A 17,727-nucleotide genomic window follows, 5' to 3' on the forward strand; every position below is an offset into this window, starting at 1 on the left:
GACAGGTGCTGGACCGGTCCAAAGAGGGGCTCGCATGGTTCACCCGGTGGTTCACCCGAGAGGTCGCCCGGAGGTTCCCGCGGAGGGGACGCTCGGCGTCGCCGTCGTCGGTTTCGGCTGGATGGGCCGGGTGCACACCCAGGCCTACGCCCGCGTCCGCCACCACTATCCGCGGCTCGCCGTCCGTCCGGAGCTGGTCGTGGTCGCCGAGGAGGTGCCGGGCCGGGGCGAGGAGGCCGCCGACCGGTTCGGGTTCGCCTCGGCCGTCCGCGACTGGCGTGAGGTGGCCGCCGATCCCCGGGTACGGGCGGTCAGCGTCACCGCCCCGAACTTCCTGCACCGCGAGATCGGCGTCGCGATGGCCGAGGCGGGCAAGCACCTGTGGATCGAGAAGCCGGTCGGGCTGAACGCCGAGGACGCCCGCGCGGTGGCCGCCGCCGTCGCCAGGGCCGGGGTGCAGGGCGCGGTCGGCTTCAACTACCGCGGCGCGCCCGCCGTCGAGGCGGCCCGCGACCTGATCGCCGCCGGGGACATCGGCGCCGTCACCCATGTCCGCGTCCGGCTGTTCAGTGACTACGCCGCCCATCCCGAGTCGGCCCTGACCTGGCGGTACGAGCGGGAGCGCGGCGGCAGCGGGGTGCTGGGCGACCTGGCCTCGCACGGCGCGGACCTGGCCCGGTTCCTGTGCGGCGACATCGCCTCCGTGACCGCCGACACCGCCGTCTTCGTCCCCGAGCGGGCCCGCCCGGCCGCCGCCACCGCCGGTCACACCCGGGCGACGGGCGGGGAGCGCGGCCCGGTGGAGAACGAGGACTACGTCGGCTGCCTGCTGCGCTTCGCCTCCGGCGCCCGTGGCGTGCTGGAGGCGTGCCGGGTCTCGGTCGGCGAGCAGAACGCCTACGGCTTCGAGGTGCACGGCACCAGGGGCGCGGTGTTCTGGGACTTCCGGCGGATGAACGAGCTGGGCGTCAGCCGCGGCACCGGGTACCAGGACCAGCCGGTCAGCACGGTGTACGTCGGTCCGGGCGACGGCGAGTTCGCCGCGTTCCAGCCGGGCGCGGCCAACGCCATGGGCTATGACGACCTGAAGGTGATCGAGGCGTACCGCTTCCTGCGCTCGGTCGCGGAGGGCACCCCGTACGGCGCGACGCTGGCGGACGCGGTGCGCGGCGCGGCCGTGCTGGACGCGATGGAGCGTTCGGCCGCGAGCGGTGCCTGGGTCGCCGTGGACCCGTCGGTGTGACCCCGCCCCCTCTCCATCCCGCTCCCTCTCCATCCCGCTCCCTCCACCCCGCTCCCTCTCTATCCCGCTCCCTCCACCCCACTCCCTCTCCATCCCGCTCCCTCCGCCCCGCCCCTCGCCTGTCTCAGGAGCAGCTCCATGCGTATCGGCATCCTCGGTCTCGGCCGCATCGGCGCCTTCCACGCCGAGACCCTCGCCGGGCTCGGCGCCGTGGAGTCCCTGGTCGTGTCCGATCCGGCGGCCGGCGCCGCGCGGGCCGCCGCCGAGCGGTTCGGCGCGCGGGTCGCGGACTCCCCCGCCGAGCTGCTGGCCCGCGGGGTGGACGGGCTCGTCGTGGCGGCGGCGACCGACGCCCATCCGGCGCTGATCCGGGCCGGGGTGGACGCCGGGGTGCCGGTCTTCTGCGAGAAGCCGGTGGCCCGCACCATGGCCGAGGGCACGGAGGTGCTGAAGGCCGTCGCGGGGCGGGACGTGCCGGTGCAGATCGGGTTCAACCGGCGGTTCGACGCCGGGTACGCCGCGGCGCGGGCGGCGGTGCGCTCCGGCGAGCTGGGCCCCCTGCACACCGTACGGTCGACCACACTGGACCCGGCGCCGCCGCCGGCCGCGTACGTCGCCGCCTCCGGTGGCATCTTCCGGGACTGCGCGGTGCACGACTTCGACATGATCCGCTGGGTGACGGGCCGCGAGGTGACCGAGGTGTACGCGGTCGGCGGCAACCGGGGTGCCGCGTACATCCGGGAGGCGGGCGACGCCGACACCGCCTCGGCGGTGCTCATCCTGGACGACGGCACGGTCGCGGTGGTGTCCAGCAGCCGGCACAACGGGCGCGGTCACGACGTCCGCATGGAACTGCACGGCTTCGCCGACTCCCTCGCGGTCGGCCTGGAGGACCGGCTGCCGCTGCGCTCGGCGGAGCCGGGCGCGACCTTCCCCTCCGGTACCCCGCACGACTTCTTCATGGACCGGTTCGCCGCCGCCTACCGCGCCGAGCTGGCCGCCTTCACGGAGGTGGTCGCCGGGGCGCGCCCGTCGCCGTGCGGGATCGAGGACGCGCTGGAGGCGGGCTGGATCGCGGAGGCGTGCACGCTGTCGCTGCGCGAGCACCGTCCGGTGGCGGTGGAGGAGGTACGGCGGGCGTGAGCGGTCCGGTCAGGCGGCCGGCTCACTGATGTCCACCATCCAGGAGACGCCGAACCGGTCCCTGCACATGCCGAAGACGTCGCCCCACATCTGCTTCTCCAGCGCCACGTCGACGGTGCCGCCCGCGGACAGCTTGGTCCAGTAGCCGCGCAGCTCGGTGTCGTCGTCGCCGCTGAGGCTGATCGAGAAGGCGTTCCCGGGGGTGTGCTCGGTGCCGGGCGGGGCGTCGGCGCCCATCAGGGTGAAGCCGCTCGGTGTCTCCAGCATGCCGTGCATGATCTTGTCGGCGTCCGGGCCGGGCGACCCGCCGAAGGACGCGTAGGTGTTCAGTGTCAGCGTGCCGCCGAACACCTCCTCGTAGAACTCCATCGCCCGGCGGGCGTCGCCGTCGAAGCTGAGGTACGGATTGAGCCGCGTGGTCATGACTGCCTCCCGGAACGGGACGAAGGGCCATCGTCATCGACGCTAGCGCGCACCACTGACAACGGCCCCCCGAGCCGATCCGGGCGGCCCTCCGGAAGGCCCCTCGGAAAGGCCCCGCAGCCCCTCAGCCCCCGCAGCTGTCCAGGGCCCCGCAGGCCCTCAGCCCTCACAGCACCTCACGCCCCGCAGGAGCGCAGGAAGCGGCGGGTGCGGGCCGCGATGGGCAGCGGCTGGTCCGGCTCGCAGGGGTACATGTCCTGCTCGACGATGGCGAAGAGGTCCACGCCGAGCCGCTGGGCCGCCGCCAGCACCGGTGCCAGCTCGGGCACGCCCCCCGGCGGTTCGCACATCACCCCGCGCCGCACGGCCGGGCCGAACGGCAGCCCGTCCGCCCGCACCCCGGCGAGGATCTCGGGGTCGACCTGCTTGAGGTGCAGGTACCCGACGCGCTCGCCGTAGGTCTCGATGAGCTTGACGCTGTCGCCGCCGCAGTAGGCGTAGTGGCCGGTGTCGAGGCAGAGGCTGACCAGGCCGGGGTCGGTGGCGTCGAGGAAGCGTTCGACGTGCTCCTCGGTGTCGAGGTGGGTGTCGGCGTGCGGGTGGACGACGATGTCCAGGCCGTACGTGTCCCGCACCTCGCGGCCGAGGCGTTCCATGCCCCGGGTGAGGTGGGACCACTGCTCGCGGGTCAGCTCCGGGGGTTCCAGGATCTCGGCGGTCTTGTCGTCGCGCCAGAAGGACGGGATGACGACGAGGTGCCGGGCGCCCATCGCCCGGGTGAGGGCGGCGACGCGGCTCACCTGCTCCCAGGTCGCGTCCCACTCGGAGGGGCCGCGGTGCAGGCCGCAGAAGATGGTGCCGGCACTGACCCTCAGGCCGCGCCGGTCCACCTCGTCGGTGAGGCGGGCCGGGTCGGTGGGGAGGTAGCCGTAGGGGCCCAGTTCGATCCAGGAGTAGCCGGCCTCGGCCACCTCGTCTAGGAAGCGCTGCCAGGGCACCTGGTGGGGGTCGTCGGGGAACCAGACGCCCCAGGAGTCGGGGGCGGAGCCGACCCGGATGCGGTCGAGCACGGGGGTCATGTCAGGTGTGTCCTTCCCTGGGCGACGTGAGGTCCCGCTCGTCGGGGAGAGTGGCGGTGCCGGCTCCGCCGGGCTGCGCCAGCTCGTGTTCGAGCGCGGCGAGTTCGGCGCCTCCGGCCATGTGGTCGGTCAGCTCCTCCAGGGTGATGTCGCCGCGGGCCGCGGACAGTTCGAGGGTGCCCAGGCGCAGCACGGTGAAGTGGTCACCGACCAGGTAGGCGTGGTGGGGGCTGTGGGTGATGAGGATGACGCCGAGGCCGCGGTCGCGGGCGGCGGCGATGTACTTCAGCACCACGCCGGACTGCTTCACGCCGAGCGCGGCGGTGGGCTCGTCCAGGATGAGGACGCGGGCGCCGAAGTGGACGGCGCGGGCGATGGCGAGGCACTGGCGCTGCCCGCCGGAGAGAGTGCCGACGGGCTGCTCCAGGTCGTCCAGGACGATGCCCATGGCCCGCAGTTCCTCGTCGGCGGTCCGCTTCATGCGGGCGATGTCGAGGCGGCGGACGGGCCAGGGGCCCTTGGTGAGTTCGGAGCCGAGGAAGAAGTTGCGCCACACCGGCATCAGCGGGACGGTGGCCAGGTCCTGGTAGACGGCGGCGATGCCCCGGTCCAGGGCCTCGCGCGGGGTGGTGAAGCGGACGGGCCGGCCGTCGACGAGGAACTCGCCCTCGGTGTGCTGGTGCAGCCCCGAGACGATCTTGATGAGGGTGGACTTGCCGGCGCCGTTGTCGCCGAGCACACACGTCACCCGGCCGGGGTGGACGGCGAGGTCGACGCCGTGCAGGGCACGGACGGTGCCGTAGGACTTGCCGGCGCCGCGCAGTGCGACGAGGGGTGTGTCGGTCATGTGCTCACCTCCGGGTCGCCGTGCGACGGACCCACAGATTGACGAGGACGGCGCCGAGCAGCATCACACCGAGGAACGCCTTGAACCAGTCGGGGTTCCATCCGGCGTACACGATGCCCTGGTTCACCATGCCGAACATGAAGGCGCCGAAGACCGGGCCGATCGCGGAGCCGTGGCCGCCGGTCAGCAGGCAGCCGCCGATGACGGCGGCGGCGATGTAGATCAGCTCCTGGCCGACGCCCTCCCCGGACTGCACGGTGTTGAAGGAGAACAGCTGGTGCATGCCGGTGAACCAGGCGCCGAAGCCGACCAGCACGAACAGGGAGACCTTGGTGAAGGTCACCGGCACGCCGACCGCGCGGGCGCTGTCCTGGTCGCCGCCGACGGCGAAGACCCAGTTGCCGTACTTGGTGCGCAGCAGCACCCAGGTGGCCAGGGCGGCGAAGGCCAGCCACCACACCACCGTGATCTTCACCTGGACGCCGCCGATGCCGAAGGAGGACGCGAAGAGGGCTTCGGCCTGGCCGAAGCCGTCCATGTCGCTGATGTCGTCGGTGGCGACGTTGCCGGTGACGAGTTTGGTGACGGCGAGGTTGACGCCCTGGAGGATCAGGAAGGTGCCGAGGGTGACGAGGAAGCTGGGCAGCCGGGTCTTCACCAGCATCCAGCCGTTGAACGCGCCGACGGCGAGGGAGACCACCAGGGCGACGACGACGCCGGTCCAGACGTTCACGGTCAGCTGGTAGCTGAGCATGCTCGCGGTCAGCGCCGAGGTGACGACGGCGACACCGGCCGACAGGTCGAACTCGCCGCCGATCATCAGCAGGGCGACCGGCAGCGCCATGATGCCGATGGTGGAGGACTGGTAGAGGACGGTCGCCAGCGAGCCGCCCTGCCGGACCGAGGGCGCCGCGATCAGGAAGAAGACGAGGACGGCGACGGCCCCGAGGAACACCCCGACCTCGGGCCGGGCCAGCAGCCGCGGCAGCAGGGGGCGCCCGGCCCACCGCGCCCCGGGGGCCGGCCGGTCGGTCACCGCCTGTGGGGCGCCGCTCATCACCGGGTGCCCTTCGCGGCGAACTCGGCGACCTGGTCGACGTTGGACTCGTCGACGAAGGCCGGCCCGGTCAGCACCGGCTGCTCACCGCCACCGCTGTAGTTGCCGTTGTTCTTGTAGAGCCACAGTCCGTCGACCGCCAAGTACCCCTGGAGGTACGGCTGCTGGTCGACGGCGAACTCGATGTCGCCCTTCTGGACCGCCCCGGCCAGCTCCTTGTCGAGGTCGAAGGTGGCCACCTTCGCCCGGCCGCCGCTCTCCGCCACCGACCGCACCGCGGTCATCGCGAAGGGCGCGCCGAGGGTGACGACGTGGTCGATGGAGCTGTCCTGCTTGAGCTTGGCGGTGATCGTCGACTGCACGGACGGCATGTCGGTGCCGTTGACGTACAGGTTCTCCACCGAACCCTCGAAGGTCTTCTTCACCCCGTCGCAGCGCTGGGTGAGGCCGACGTTGCCCTGTTCGTGCAGGACACAGACGGCCTTCTCCGCCCCCACCTCGTCGAGCTTCTCGCCGAACGCCTCGCCGGCTACGCTCTCGTCCTGCCCGAAGAACTCCGTCAGCCCCATCCGCTTCCAGTCGCTCAGCCCGGAGTTGAGCCCGACCACGGGGATGCCGGCCTGCCGGGCCCTGCTCACCACGCTCCTGAGGGCGTCCGGCTTGGCGAGGGTGACCGCGATGCCGTCGACCTTCTGGTCGATGGCGTTCTGCACCAGGCCGGCCTGGTTGCCGGCGTTCGGGTCGTGGGAGTAGACGAGTTTGATGTTGTCCTTGGCGGCGGCGGCCTCGGCGCCCTTGCGGACGATGTCCCAGAAGGTGTCGCCGGCCGCCTGGTGGGTGACCAGGGCGACCGTCATCCGGGGGGTGCCGGCCTTTCCCGCCGGGGCTCCGGACGTCCTCTCCTCGTCGGCCTTCTTGCCCCCGGAGCCGCTGGAGCAGCCGGCGAGGGCCAGGGCCGCCGCCGCGGCGAGCGCCAGGGCGGGGACGGACCGCCGGGGGCGGTGGCGGGTGGGGCGGGCTGGAGCGGAGCGGTCCATCTTTCCTGCACCTCACTGTAGCGACGGGAGCCGAGAGCCGTGGTGCCGTAGTGCTTGAGTGCTGTAGGGAGAAGGCTTGCGCTGGGACCGGATACAAGTGCGTCGCGCCCTCGATGTCAATGCTTTGTCAAGACATTATTTCAGGCTGAGGTCCGAATGTCCGTACAAAGTATTGACAGGACGGTATCCGGCGCCCTACACCGGAAAGGGCGTCCCGCGTCGGAAAGGGCGTCCGATCCCTACCCCCGGCGGCCGGACCTACCCCTGACCTCCCGAACGGAGTCCCGTCGTGCCCCTCACCCCCGCCGACCTCACCACGGTCAGAGCACGGCGCCCCGAGGCGATCGCCGAGGCGGCGGCCCGCCGGGTGCGCCGCCCGCTGATCGGGGCGAGCGGGCGGCTGATGATCGTGGCCGCCGACCATCCGGCGCGCGGCGCCCTCGGCGTCGGGGACCGCCCGCTCGCCATGGCCAACCGGGCGGACCTGCTGGGGCGGCTGTGCACCGCGCTGTCCCGGCCGGGCGTCGACGGCGTGCTGGCCACCGCCGACATCCTGGAGGACCTGCTGCTGCTCGGCGCGCTGGACGGCAGGATAGCGGTGGGCTCGATGAACCGCGGGGGCCTGGCGGGCGCCGCCTTCGAGATGGACGACCGGTTCACCGGGCACCGCGCCGAGGACCTCGCCCGGCTCCGGTTCGACGCGGGCAAGCTGCTGCTGCGCATCGACCTCGACGATCCTGGTTCGCTGGCCACCCTGGAATCCGCCGCCCACGCCGTGGACGCGATGGCCGGGCACCGGCTGCCGCTGTTCGTCGAGCCGTTCCTGTGCCGCCGGGCCGGGGGACGGGTCCGTACCGACCTGTCCGCCGAGGCCGTCGCCCGGTCCATCGCCATCGCCTCGGGACTGGGCGGCACCTCCGCCTACACGTGGCTGAAACTGCCCGTCACCCACGACCCGGACGACATGGCCGAGGTCCTGGAGACCTCCACCCTGCCGGTGGTGCTGCTCGGCGGCGATGCGGGGAACGATCAGGAGGCGGCGTACGCGCGCTGGCGCAAGGCGCTCCGGCTGCCCACCGTCCAGGGCCTGGTGGCGGGCCGCTCGCTGCTCTACCCCGCCGAGGGCAGTGTGGAGCGGGCGGTGGACACGGCGGTCGGGCTGTTGGGAGAGGGAGGCATGCCATGACGTACCACCTGCCCGCGGGCAGGGCCGGAAGCGGCCCCTACGCGGTCGACGTGACCCCGGAGACGGCCGGCTGGGGGTACAGCGGCCTGCGGGTCCTCACCCTCCCGCCGGGCGGCTCGCACACCTTCGACACCGGGGACAGCGAGTGGATCGTGCTGCCGCTGGCCGGCGGCTGCGCGGTCACCGCCGACGGCACCGCCTTCGAACTGCACGGCCGCCCCGACGTGTTCAGCGCCGTCAGCGACTTCGCCTACGTCCCGCGCGACGCCCGCGCGACCGTCTCGTCCGCCGCCGGCGGCCGGTTCGCGCTCACCGGCGCCCGCTGCGCCCGCCGCCTGCCCGCCCGCTACGGACCGGCCCGCGCCGTCCCGGTGGAGGTGCGCGGCACGGGCACCTGCTCGCGCCAGGTCAACAACTTCGCGGCGGCCGCCCGCGCCGCAGGCGCTGACGAGCAGGGTTTCGAGTGCGACAAGCTGATCGCCGTCGAGGTGCTCACCCCCGGCGGCAACTGGTCCTCCTTCCCGCCCCACAAGCACGACGAGCACCGCCCCGGCGAGGAAGCCGAACTGGAGGAGATCTACTACTTCGAGTTCGCCGCCCACGACGGCGTCCCCGGCCTCGGCTACCAGCGGGTCTCGCCCTCCGGCCGGGGCCGCGGCACCGACGTGCTGGCCGAGGTGCGCGACGGCGACGTCGTCCTCGTCCCCGACGGCTGGCACGGACCGTCGATGGCCGTGCCGGGCCACGACATGTACTACCTCAACGTCATGGCGGGCCCCGCCGTCGAACGCGCCTGGCTGATCAGCGACCACCCCGGCCACGCCTGGATCCGCGACACCTGGCCCGAGCAGCCGGCCGACCCCCGGCTCCCCCTGTACACCGCCCCGGAGGGGACCGCATGAGCGCGTTCCGGCTGACCACCGCCCAGGCCCTGGTGCGGTTCCTGGCCGCCCAGTACACCGAACGGGACGGCGTACGGCACCGGCTGATCGCCGGGATGTGGGGGATCTTCGGCCACGGCAACGTCGCCGGGATCGGCCAGGCCCTCGTCGAGTACGCCGGCGTCATGCCGTACCACCAGGGCCGCAGCGAACAGGCCATGGTGCACGCGGCGGTGGGCCACGCCCGGCACCTCGACCGCCTCTCCGCGCAGGCCGTCACCACGTCGATCGGACCCGGCGCCACCAACCTGGTCACCGGCGCCGCCCTGGCCACCGTCAACCGCCTGCCGGTGCTGCTGCTCCCCGGCGACTACTTCGCCGCCCACCCCGCCGACCCGCTGCTCCAGCAGCTCGAACACCCGTCGGCGGCCGATGTGTCGGTCAACGACACCCTGCGCCCCGTCTCCCGCTTCTTCGACCGCGTCACCCGCCCCGAGGCGCTGATCCCCTCCGCGCTGAACGCGATGCGGGTCCTCGCCGACCCCGCGGAGACCGGCGCCGTGACCCTGGCGCTGCCGCAGGACGTGCAGGCGGAGGCGGCCGACTGGCCCGAGGAGTTCTTCGCCGACCGCGTCTGGCGGGTACGGCGCCCCGCGCCCGACCCGGCGGAACTGGCCGACGCCGCTGACGCGATCCGCTCCGCCGCCCGTCCGCTGATCGTCGCGGGCGGCGGTGTCCACCACAGCGGGGCGGAGGAGGCGCTGCGCGAACTGGCCGACGCCACCGGCATCCCCGTCGCCTCCACCCAGGCCGGCAAGGGCTCGCTGCGCCACGACCACCCGGCCGACGTCGGCGGCATCGGGCACACCGGCACCGCGGTCGCCGACGACCTGGCCCGCGCCGCCGACCTGGTGATCGGCGTCGGCACCCGCCACACCGACTTCACCACCGCCTCCGGCACCCTCTTCCAGCACCCGGACGTCCGTTTCCTCAACCTCAACATCACCGCCTTCGACGCCCACAAGCTCGCCGCCCGCACCCTGGTCTGCGACGCGCGCACCGGCCTGCGGGCGCTCACCGGGGCCCTCGCCGGCCACCGCGTGGACGACACCTACGCGGCCGGGTACCGCGCCGGCAAGCAACGCTGGGAGCGGGTCGTCGAGGCCGCCCTGCGCGCCGGGGACGACAGCGCGGTGCCGACCCAGACGCAGGTGATCGGCGCGCTGGACGAGGTCGTCGGCGACACGGACGTGGTGATCAACGCGGCCGGCTCGCTCCCCGGCGACCTGCACAAGCTGTGGCGGGCCCGGTCCCCGCGCCAGTACCACCTGGAGTACGGCTACTCCTGCATGGGCTACGAGATCCCCGCCGCCCTCGGCGTCCAGCAGGCCGCGCCGGGCACCCCGGTGTGGGCGCTGGTCGGCGACGGCACGTACCTGATGAACCCGACGGAGATCGTCACGGCCGTGCAGGAGGACCTCCCCGTCAAGCTGGTCCTGCTGCAGAACCACGGCTACGCCTCCATCGGCGGGCTCTCCGAGTCGGTGGGCGCGGAGCGGTTCGGCACGGCATACCGCCACCGGGCCGCCGACGGTTCGTTCACCGGCGATCCGCTGCCCGTGGACCTCGCCGCCAACGCGGCCAGCCTCGGGATGGACGTCCTGCGCCCCAAGACCGTGGGCGAGCTGCGCGCGGCCCTGGCCGCGGCCCGCGCCGCGTCCCGGCCGACCTGCGTGTACGTCGAGACCGACCCGGCGCCGACCGCCCCCGGGGCTCAGGCGTGGTGGGACGTGCCGGTGGCCGGGGTGTCCGCGCGGCCGGCCGCCGTGGACGCCCGGGCGGCCTACGACCGGGCGCTCGCGGACCGCCGCCACCACCTCTGAACCGCCGCCACCACCTCTGACCGCCGGGCCGCCGCGCCGCCCGGCGGACGCGGCGGCGGACGCGGATCAGCCCCCGTCGGCCAGTTGCTGCTCGATGGCGTCGGCGGTGTCGAGCAGGGCGCGTGCGACGCTGCGCAGGTCCCGGGTGTTCACCGTGTCGCCCAGCACCACCGCGGCCACCGGTCCGCCCTTGCCGAGCCGGACCGGGGCGGCCAGTTCGACCAGGTCGGGGATGGTCTCGCTGCGGGCGTAGGACAGCCCGGTGCGCCGGATGCGCTCGAACTCGCGGCGCATCGCCTCCGTCCGGGCCCGGGTCATGCCGGTGCCGGCCGGCGCCGTGCCGAAGAGGTCCGCCGGGGTCCGCTGCGACATCGCGAGCAGGAGCTTGCCCGCCGCCGAACCGTACGCCGGGACCGGCTGGCGCAGCGCCATCGCGAGCCGGACGTGTTCCTGCCCGTAGAGGGTTCCGACGTGCTGGACCTTCGTGCCCGACAGGGTGCCGAGGCTGACGATCCGGTGGGTGAGCTGGAACAGTTCGAGCAGGAAGGGGGTGACCGGGTAGCTGAGGCGCTGCACCCCGGCGGGGCCGCCCGTCGCCGCCAGCCGGGACAGATAGGTGCCGATCTCGTAGGACTTGGACTCCCGGCGGACGGCGAGACCGATGTCGGTGAGCGCCTGCATCAGGCGGTGCAGCGTCGACTTCGGCAGGTTCACCAGCCGTGACAGTTCCGACAGGGTCAGTGGCCGGGACGCCTCGGCCAGTGCCTCCAGTACGGTGAGCGCCTTGCGCAGCGGGCCTCCGACGGACGCGGGCGCGGCCGTCCGCAGCTCCGTGCCGACGGCCGCCGCCGGGCACGACGCCTGATACGGATGTCGTTCACCGTCCACCCGGATGCTCCCCTCGCCGAGGCACGCACGAACCGGTGTCCATGCCTACCCGCGCGCCGAGGGCGGGCTCAAGGCCGGCCGGGGTTGCTGTCCCCAGGGTGCTCGGGATCGGGCCCTTTTGTCGGCCGGTGGCCGGGCGCGGAGCAACGACCGTTCCGGAAACTGGAAACGGCCGTAGAACCGGTGCCGTGCCGTCCCTACTGTCCCGATCATGGCTGATGTGAGCTCGTACGAGTACGCGGGGGACGGCGTCGCCCGCCGAGTCCTGCTGGCCGGCCCTCGTTCCTTCTGCGCGGGTGTCGAGAGGGCCATCGAGATCGTGGAACGGGCTCTGGAACAGCGGGGCGCCCCGGTCTACGTCCGCAAGCAGATCGTGCACAACGTCACCGTCGTCGACGACCTCGCGCGGCGCGGCGCGGTCTTCGTCGAGGAGCTGGACGAGGTGCCCGACGAGGCGACGGTGGTCTTCTCCGCGCACGGGGTCTCCCCCGCCGTGCGCCGGGAGGCGGACCGGCGCGGCCTCGACGTCATCGACGGAACCTGCCCCCTGGTCGCCAAGGTCCACGCCGAGGCACGCCGGTTCGCGGCCCGCGGCGACACGGTCGTGCTCGTCGGCCATGCCGGGCACGAGGAGGTCGAGGGCACGCTCGGTGAGGCGCCGGAGTCGATGGTGCTGGTCTCGACGCCCGACGAGGTCCAGGACCTGCCACCCGACGTCGGGCAGCTCTCCTACCTGACCCAGACCACGCTCGCGGTCGACGAGACGGCGGAGGTCGTCGGCGCGCTGAAGGACAGGTTCCCGCAGTTGCAGGAGCCTCCCACGGACGACATCTGTTACGCCACCACCAACCGGCAGGCCGCGCTCAAGGCGATCGTCGCGGAGTCCGACCTCGTCCTGGTCGTCGGTTCGGAGAACTCCTCCAACTCGGTACGGCTGGTGGAACTCGCGCGCCGCGAGGGCACCCGCGCCGAGCTGATCGACCGGGCCGACGACATCCGTCCGCAGTGGCTGACGGACGTGCGCACCGTCGGGCTCACGGCCGGCGCCTCGGCACCGCCCGCCCTGGTCACCGAGGTCGTGGACCGGCTGGGCACCTTCGGTCCGGTCCATGTCGAGGAGCGCGAGATCGCCCGCGAGACGGTGAGTTTCGACCTGCCCTCGCCGGTACGCCGCACCACGCGGCGGACGGCGGACGGGCGTTCCAGCTGAGCGAGGAGAGACGTGTCATCGAGTGTGCTCGGCCGGATCACCGGTCCGCGGGAACTCAAGGAACTGCCTCCCGAGCAGTTGCCCGAACTGGCGCGTGAGATCAGGGAGTTCCTGGTCGACAAGGTCTGCGCCGCGGGAGGACACCTCGGTCCCAACCTCGGCGTGGTGGAGCTGACCATCGCGCTGCACCGGGTCTTCGACTCGCCGGCGGACCGGATCGTCTTCGACACCGGCCACCAGTCCTACGTCCACAAGATCCTCACCGGCCGGCAGGCCGCCTTCGACACGCTGCGCGCGACGGGCGGGCTGTCCGGCTACCCGCTGCGCGCGGAGTCCCCGCACGACCTGGTGGAGAACTCGCACGCCTCCACGGCCCTGTCGTACGCCGACGGTCTGGCCAAGGCGCAGCGGCTGCTCGGCGAGGAGCACCGCCGGGTGGTCGCGGTCATCGGGGACGGCGCGCTGACCGGCGGCATGGCCTGGGAAGCCATGAACAACCTCGGCAGCGGCAAGCGGCCGGTGGTGGTGGTCCTCAACGACAACGGCCGCTCCTACGACCCCACGGTCGGCGGGCTGGCCGAGCACCTGGCGGAGCTGCGGTGCGGCAGGCCCCCGAGCCCGACCCTGTTCGAGACGCTCGGCTTCGCCTATCTCGGCCCGGTGGACGGGCACGACATCGGCGCCCTCGAACTGGCCTGCCGGCTGGCGAAGAACCTGGACCAGCCGGTCGTGGTGCACTGTGTCACCGACAAGGGCCGCGGTTACGCCCCGGCCGAGAACGACGAGGCCGACCGCATGCACGGCATCGGTGTCCTCGACCCGGCCACGGGCCGGCCGCGGGGTGGTTCGTCGCCCAGCTGGACCGGCGCGTTCGGCGCGGAGCTGGAGCGGATCGCCGCCGAGCGGCCCGACGTCGTCGCGCTGACGGCCGCGATGCTGCGCCCGGTCGGCCTGCACGGGTTCGCCCGGCGGTTCCCGGACCGGGTCTTCGACGTGGGCATCGCGGAGCAGCACGCGGTCACCAGCGCCGCGGGGCTGGCGATGGGTGGCCTGCACCCGGTGGTCTGTCTCTACGCCACCTTCCTCAACCGCGCCCTCGACCAGGTCATGATGGACGTGGCCCTGCACCGCCTGCCGGTGACGTTCGTGCTGGACCGCGCGGGGGTCACCGGCCCCGACGGGCCGAGCCACCACGGCATGTGGGACCTCGCCCTGCTGGGCGCGGTGCCGGGGATGCGGGTGGCGGCGCCGCGCGACACCGTCCGGCTCGCCGAACTGCTGGGCGAGGCGCTGGCCGTCGACGACGGTCCCACCGCATTGCGGTTCCCCAAGGGCGGTGCCGGTCCGCAGATCCCCGCGCTGACCCGGATGGAGGGCGTGGACATCCTGCACCGCACCCGGTCCCGGCCGCTCGACGTCCTGCTGGTCTCCACCGGCGTCCTCGCCGCCCCCGCGCTGGAGGCGGCGGAGCTGCTGGCCGAGGAGGGCGTCGGGGTGACCGTCGTCGACCCGCGCTGGGTCCTGCCGGCCAGTCCCGCCCTGACCCACCTGGCGTCCCGGCACCGGGTCGCGCTCTGTGTCGAGGACGGGGTGCGCGCCGGCGGCGTGGGCGCCGCGCTGGCCCAGGCCTGCGCCGAGGCCCGGGTCGGCACCCCGGTGCACGCCCTGGGACTGCCCCGGGAGTTCCTGGACCACGGTGAACGGCCGGCCGTCCTCGCCGAACACGGCCTCACCGCGCGCTCCGTCGCCGAGACCGCGCTCGCCCTGCACGGCGCCGTGGCGGCGACGCACCCCTCAGTACCCCTTTCGGAAAGGACACCGCGGTGACCCAGGTCGCGCTCGGTATGCCCGCTCTGCCGCCTGCCACCCTCGCCGAACGCCGGCCCACCCGTCAGTTGCGGGTGGGGTCGGTCGGGGTGGGCAGTGACCATCCCATCTCCGTGCAGTCGATGACCACGACCGTGACGGCCGACGTCAACGCCACCCTCCAGCAGATCGCCGAACTCACCGCCGCCGGCTGCGACATCGTCCGCGTCGCCTGCCCGAGCGCCGACGACGCCGAGGCGCTGCCCGCGATCGCCGCGAAGTCCAAGATCCCGGTCATCGCCGACATCCACTTCCAGCCGAAGTACGTCTTCGCGGCCATCGAGGCCGGGTGCGCGGCGGTGCGGGTGAACCCGGGCAACATCAAGAAGTTCGACGACAAGGTGGGCGAGATCGCCCGCGCGGCCCGGGACCACGGCACCCCGATCCGGATCGGGGTGAACGCGGGGTCGCTGGACGCGCGCCTGATGCGCAAGTACGGCAAGGCCACGCCGGAGGCGCTGGCCGAGTCGGCGCTGTGGGAGGCGTCGCTCTTCGCCGAGCACGGCTTCCACGACCTGAAGATCTCGGTCAAGCACAACGACCCCGTGATCATGATCCGCGCCTACGAGATCCTCGCCGAGAGCTGCGACTACCCGCTGCACCTGGGGGTCACCGAGGCGGGGCCGGCGTTCCAGGGCACCATCAAGTCCGCCGTGGCGTTCGGCGCGCTGCTGCGCCAGGGCATCGGCGACACCATCCGGGTGTCCCTGTCCGCCCCGCCGGTGGAGGAGGCCAAAGTGGGCGGGCAGATCCTGCAGTCGCTGAACCTGCGGCCCCGCAAGCTGGAGATCGTCTCGTGCCCGTCCTGCGGCCGGGCCCAGGTGGACGTCTACAAGCTCGCCGAGGAGGTCACCGCGGGGCTGGAGGGCATGGAGGTGCCGTTGCGGGTCGCCGTGATGGGGTGTGTGGTCAACGGCCCCGGTGAGGCGCGCGAGGCCGACCTCGGCGTGGCGTCCGGCAACGGCAAGGGGCAGATCTTCGTCAAGGGGAAGGTCATCAAGACCGTGCCCGAGCACCGGATCGTGGAGACCCTCATCGAGGAGGCCCTGGTGCTCGCCGAGACGATGGAACCGGTCGACGGAGGGTCCGTCTCGGTCGTCGCCGGCTGAATGAGGGATTCCCCCTGAAGGAACAGGAACACCGCGCTCAACCGGCTCCCCGAGGTCGGCCTCAGTATCGTTCTTGACATCGTTTTCCGACTGTCTCGGACCACATCAGGCCACTCTCGGGGAGCTTTGACGTGTTGGCACAGTACGACCCCACGCCGGACACGAACGGAACACCGGCTGTGCGGCGAATACCGGCGGCTCAGCGCCAGGACCTCGTCCACGACCCAGGCATGCGCAGCAGGACCATCTGTCCGGGCCCGTCCCGCGACCGGCTCACCCGGTCGCGTCGGCCTTTCCGGACGTGTTGAGCGGACGACACCGCGAACCGCGCGTAACGGCTCAGGAAGTACCACTTCGACGCCTGGCGTCCCGACCGGACGTCCCGGCGAACACGCTGCCTTTCCTGGAGGATTCACCATGACCGCCAACACCACGGTACGTTCGGTAAAAGCCCTGGTGCGGGCTCCTGACCCGCTCACGCAATCGGCGGTGAGCGGTCATCTCGACTCCGCGCCGAACATCGAGGTGGTTTCGCCGGAACGCCCCGATCCGGTGGATGTCGCCGTGGTCGTCGCCGAGCGGATGACCGTGGAGGTGACGTCGTTGCTGCGCAAGATCAAGGACACCCTCCGCGTGCCGGTGGTGCTGATCCCGTCCGAGATCGACCGGGCCGACCTGTTCACCGCGGTGGAGTGCAATGTGGTGGCGGTACTGCCGCGGGTCGCCGCCACCAGCAACCGCATCCAGGAGACGGTGCTGACCGCGGCGGCCGGCGGCGGCGTCTACCCCACCCAGTTGCTCGGGGAACTGCTGCGGCAGATCGAGCGGATGCAGCGCGAGGTGCTGTCACCGCACGGTCTGCACACCTCCGGACTGACCCCCCGGGAGATCGATGTGCTGCGGCTGATGTCGGAGGGCCTGGACACCGCCGAGATCGCCGACCGGATGTGCCTGTCGGAACGGGCCGTCAAACGCGTCGTCTTCGGGGTCACCCGGCGCCTGAACCTGCGCAACCGGCCGCACGCGGTGGCCTACGCGCTGCGCAGCGGCGTCATCTGACCGGGCTGCGGCGCTCCTGAGCCCGCCCGGCACCGGCGTCCGCCGGGCCGGCGGCGGGGACGGCCGCGGGCGCGCGCGACGCCCACAGCGGCCGTCCCTCCCGGCGCATCGTCCGGCGCAGCAGCACCACGTAGGCGATGTCCAGGGCGACGTAGGTGGGCACCAGCACCTGGAGCAGGTGGTGGGACGGGTAGACGACGAAGGCGGTCAGGCCGGCGAAGAGGGAGCCCACGAGTTTGGCGACGGCGAGCCGCATGGACTGCCCCGTGCTGGACCCGCGCCGCTTGAGCAGCAGCAGGAACGAGGCGCTCAGCGGCACCTGGATGATCATCCCGGTGTACATGCCGTCCCGGTCGTGGAACTCGTTGGCCCCGACGACGACCATGACCGCCGCCCACAGCAGCACCCCGGCGAAGCTCCACCGGAAGACCCGCGGGGTGAGAGCGGGGTAGTCGCGCGGTCCGTACCGCAGCGCCTGGTAGAGCAGGACCGCGTTGAACATCACCCACAGGACGTTGATCTGGCGCTGGGTGGGGGTCTGTTCCAGCACGAAGGTCAGGCTGAACTCCCAGGCGAAGTTCACCGCCACCAGATAGGCGGGGATGCCCACCCGGCGGTCCGTGAACGCCTGCCGGATGGCCAGGACGTAGGTCAGCAGCCAGCCGGCCGCGGTCGGCCCGGCGAGGGCCCAGAAGAGCGCGTCCGGTACGTCGGCCGGCCCCTCCGTGACCGGTGCGACCTGCGACATCGGGATGAGGACGGGAGGCAACCAGACCATGGTGTTCCTTGGGTGGGTGAGGGGTGGGCCGAAGGCCG

General features: G+C 72.7%; 16 protein-coding genes. 9 read left to right on the top strand and 7 right to left on the bottom strand.

All coding sequences use genetic code 11. The annotated features are described in order from the left end of the window. The first annotated feature begins 46 nt into the window (after window positions 1-46). Together ACZ3IG_RS08425 and ACZ3IG_RS08430 are read left to right on the top strand one after the other, a co-directional pair. A complete protein-coding gene (locus ACZ3IG_RS08425) occupies window positions 47-1,243 on the top strand; it encodes a Gfo/Idh/MocA family protein (protein ID WP_467430122.1) in 1,197 nt (398 codons plus the stop codon). 138 nt (window positions 1,244-1,381) lie between these two features. Next, window positions 1,382-2,386, top strand: coding sequence for a Gfo/Idh/MocA family protein (locus ACZ3IG_RS08430; protein ID WP_467430124.1), 1,005 nt, complete (start codon window positions 1,382-1,384; stop codon window positions 2,384-2,386). 9 nt (window positions 2,387-2,395) lie between these two features. Here the strand turns inward: ACZ3IG_RS08430 and ACZ3IG_RS08435 are convergent, their stop codons facing one another. The 5 genes from ACZ3IG_RS08435 to ACZ3IG_RS08455 form a co-directional block, all read right to left on the bottom strand. After that, complete coding sequence (locus ACZ3IG_RS08435; RefSeq protein ID WP_467430125.1) at window positions 2,396-2,809, bottom strand: VOC family protein; 414 nt, start codon at window positions 2,807-2,809, stop codon at window positions 2,396-2,398. A gap of 176 nt (window positions 2,810-2,985) precedes the next feature. After that, window positions 2,986-3,888, bottom strand: a complete 903-nt coding sequence (locus ACZ3IG_RS08440; protein ID WP_467430127.1) for a sugar phosphate isomerase/epimerase family protein — start codon at window positions 3,886-3,888, stop codon at window positions 2,986-2,988. Window position 3,889: 1 nt separating this feature from the next. Then, complete coding sequence (locus ACZ3IG_RS08445; protein ID WP_467430129.1) at window positions 3,890-4,735, bottom strand: ATP-binding cassette domain-containing protein; 846 nt, start codon at window positions 4,733-4,735, stop codon at window positions 3,890-3,892. Between the two features lie 4 nt (window positions 4,736-4,739). Further along, window positions 4,740-5,792 carry an ABC transporter permease gene (locus tag ACZ3IG_RS08450; protein WP_467430130.1) on the bottom strand — a complete coding sequence of 351 codons (1,053 nt, stop codon included), beginning with the start codon at window positions 5,790-5,792 and terminating at the stop codon, window positions 4,740-4,742. Beyond that, window positions 5,792-6,829: a sugar ABC transporter substrate-binding protein gene (locus ACZ3IG_RS08455; RefSeq protein WP_467430131.1), complete on the bottom strand. Its 1,038-nt coding sequence runs from the start codon at window positions 6,827-6,829 to the stop codon at window positions 5,792-5,794. Before ACZ3IG_RS08455 ends, ACZ3IG_RS08450 begins: the two co-directional genes overlap by 1 nt. A 289-nt stretch (window positions 6,830-7,118) precedes the next feature. Here ACZ3IG_RS08455 and ACZ3IG_RS08460 point away from each other — a divergent pair, with 289 nt between their 5' ends. The 3 genes from ACZ3IG_RS08460 to iolD are packed head-to-tail and all read left to right on the top strand — an operon-like array spanning window position 7,119 to window position 10,779. After that, window positions 7,119-8,015, top strand: coding sequence for a Cgl0159 family (beta/alpha)8-fold protein (locus ACZ3IG_RS08460; protein ID WP_467430132.1), 897 nt, complete (start codon window positions 7,119-7,121; stop codon window positions 8,013-8,015). Continuing rightward, a complete protein-coding gene (gene iolB, locus ACZ3IG_RS08465) occupies window positions 8,012-8,917 on the top strand; it encodes a 5-deoxy-glucuronate isomerase (RefSeq protein ID WP_467430134.1) in 906 nt (301 codons plus the stop codon). Before ACZ3IG_RS08460 ends, iolB begins: the two co-directional genes overlap by 4 nt. Then, the gene (gene iolD, locus ACZ3IG_RS08470; protein WP_467430136.1) at window positions 8,914-10,779 is read left to right on the top strand and encodes a 3D-(3,5/4)-trihydroxycyclohexane-1,2-dione acylhydrolase (decyclizing); all 1,866 of its coding nucleotides are present in this window, start codon (window positions 8,914-8,916) and stop codon (window positions 10,777-10,779) included. The genes iolB and iolD overlap by 4 nt, the downstream gene beginning before the upstream one ends. 66 nt (window positions 10,780-10,845) lie before the next feature. On the opposite strand, the gene ACZ3IG_RS08475 is transcribed toward iolD, so the two are convergent. Next, entirely contained in the window at window positions 10,846-11,667 is an 822-nt protein-coding gene (locus ACZ3IG_RS08475; RefSeq protein ID WP_467430137.1) for an IclR family transcriptional regulator, read from the bottom strand. Between the two features lie 211 nt (window positions 11,668-11,878). Between ACZ3IG_RS08475 and ispH the strand changes: the two genes are divergently transcribed. From ispH to ACZ3IG_RS08495, 4 genes are all read left to right on the top strand, one after another. Further along, a complete protein-coding gene (ispH, locus tag ACZ3IG_RS08480; RefSeq protein ID WP_467430139.1) occupies window positions 11,879-12,877 on the top strand; it encodes a 4-hydroxy-3-methylbut-2-enyl diphosphate reductase in 999 nt (332 codons plus the stop codon). A 12-nt stretch (window positions 12,878-12,889) separates the two neighbouring features. Further along, complete coding sequence (locus ACZ3IG_RS08485; protein WP_467430141.1) at window positions 12,890-14,704, top strand: 1-deoxy-D-xylulose-5-phosphate synthase; 1,815 nt, start codon at window positions 12,890-12,892, stop codon at window positions 14,702-14,704. After that, window positions 14,701-15,852 (top strand): flavodoxin-dependent (E)-4-hydroxy-3-methylbut-2-enyl-diphosphate synthase, encoded by a 1,152-nt coding sequence (gene ispG, locus ACZ3IG_RS08490; protein ID WP_467430144.1) that lies wholly within the window; start codon window positions 14,701-14,703, stop codon window positions 15,850-15,852. The genes ACZ3IG_RS08485 and ispG overlap by 4 nt, the downstream gene beginning before the upstream one ends. A gap of 417 nt (window positions 15,853-16,269) precedes the next feature. Then, window positions 16,270-16,911: a response regulator transcription factor gene (locus ACZ3IG_RS08495; RefSeq protein ID WP_467430146.1), complete on the top strand. Its 642-nt coding sequence runs from the start codon at window positions 16,270-16,272 to the stop codon at window positions 16,909-16,911. Here the strand turns inward: ACZ3IG_RS08495 and ACZ3IG_RS08500 are convergent. Further along, on the bottom strand, window positions 16,904-17,689 hold the full coding sequence (locus ACZ3IG_RS08500) for a transmembrane-type terpene cyclase (RefSeq protein ID WP_467430148.1): 786 nt from the start codon (window positions 17,687-17,689) through the stop codon (window positions 16,904-16,906). The genes ACZ3IG_RS08495 and ACZ3IG_RS08500 overlap by 8 nt on opposite strands. Window positions 17,690-17,727 lie beyond the last annotated feature (38 nt).

It is taken from the genome of Streptomyces sp. NPDC016677, assembly GCF_055562815.1.

What these genes read in the sequence shown, in the direction of transcription:
- ACZ3IG_RS08430 (WP_467430124.1), top strand. Translation starts at nt 1,382, where the DNA reads ATGCGTATCGGCATCCTCGGTCTCGGCCGCATCGGCGCCTTCCACGCC.
- ACZ3IG_RS08435 (WP_467430125.1), bottom strand. Translation starts at nt 2,809, where the DNA reads ATGACCACGCGGCTCAATCCGTACCTCAGCTTCGACGGCGACGCCCGC.
- ACZ3IG_RS08440 (WP_467430127.1), bottom strand. Translation starts at nt 3,888, where the DNA reads ATGACCCCCGTGCTCGACCGCATCCGGGTCGGCTCCGCCCCCGACTCC.
- ACZ3IG_RS08445 (WP_467430129.1), bottom strand. Translation starts at nt 4,735, where the DNA reads ATGACCGACACACCCCTCGTCGCACTGCGCGGCGCCGGCAAGTCCTAC.
- ACZ3IG_RS08450 (WP_467430130.1), bottom strand. Translation starts at nt 5,792, where the DNA reads ATGAGCGGCGCCCCACAGGCGGTGACCGACCGGCCGGCCCCCGGGGCG.
- ACZ3IG_RS08455 (WP_467430131.1), bottom strand. Translation starts at nt 6,829, where the DNA reads ATGGACCGCTCCGCTCCAGCCCGCCCCACCCGCCACCGCCCCCGGCGG.
- iolB (WP_467430134.1), top strand. Translation starts at nt 8,012, where the DNA reads ATGACGTACCACCTGCCCGCGGGCAGGGCCGGAAGCGGCCCCTACGCG.
- iolD (WP_467430136.1), top strand. Translation starts at nt 8,914, where the DNA reads ATGAGCGCGTTCCGGCTGACCACCGCCCAGGCCCTGGTGCGGTTCCTG.
- ispH (WP_467430139.1), top strand. Translation starts at nt 11,879, where the DNA reads ATGGCTGATGTGAGCTCGTACGAGTACGCGGGGGACGGCGTCGCCCGC.
- ACZ3IG_RS08495 (WP_467430146.1), top strand. Translation starts at nt 16,270, where the DNA reads ATGACCGCCAACACCACGGTACGTTCGGTAAAAGCCCTGGTGCGGGCT.
- ACZ3IG_RS08500 (WP_467430148.1), bottom strand. Translation starts at nt 17,689, where the DNA reads ATGGTCTGGTTGCCTCCCGTCCTCATCCCGATGTCGCAGGTCGCACCG.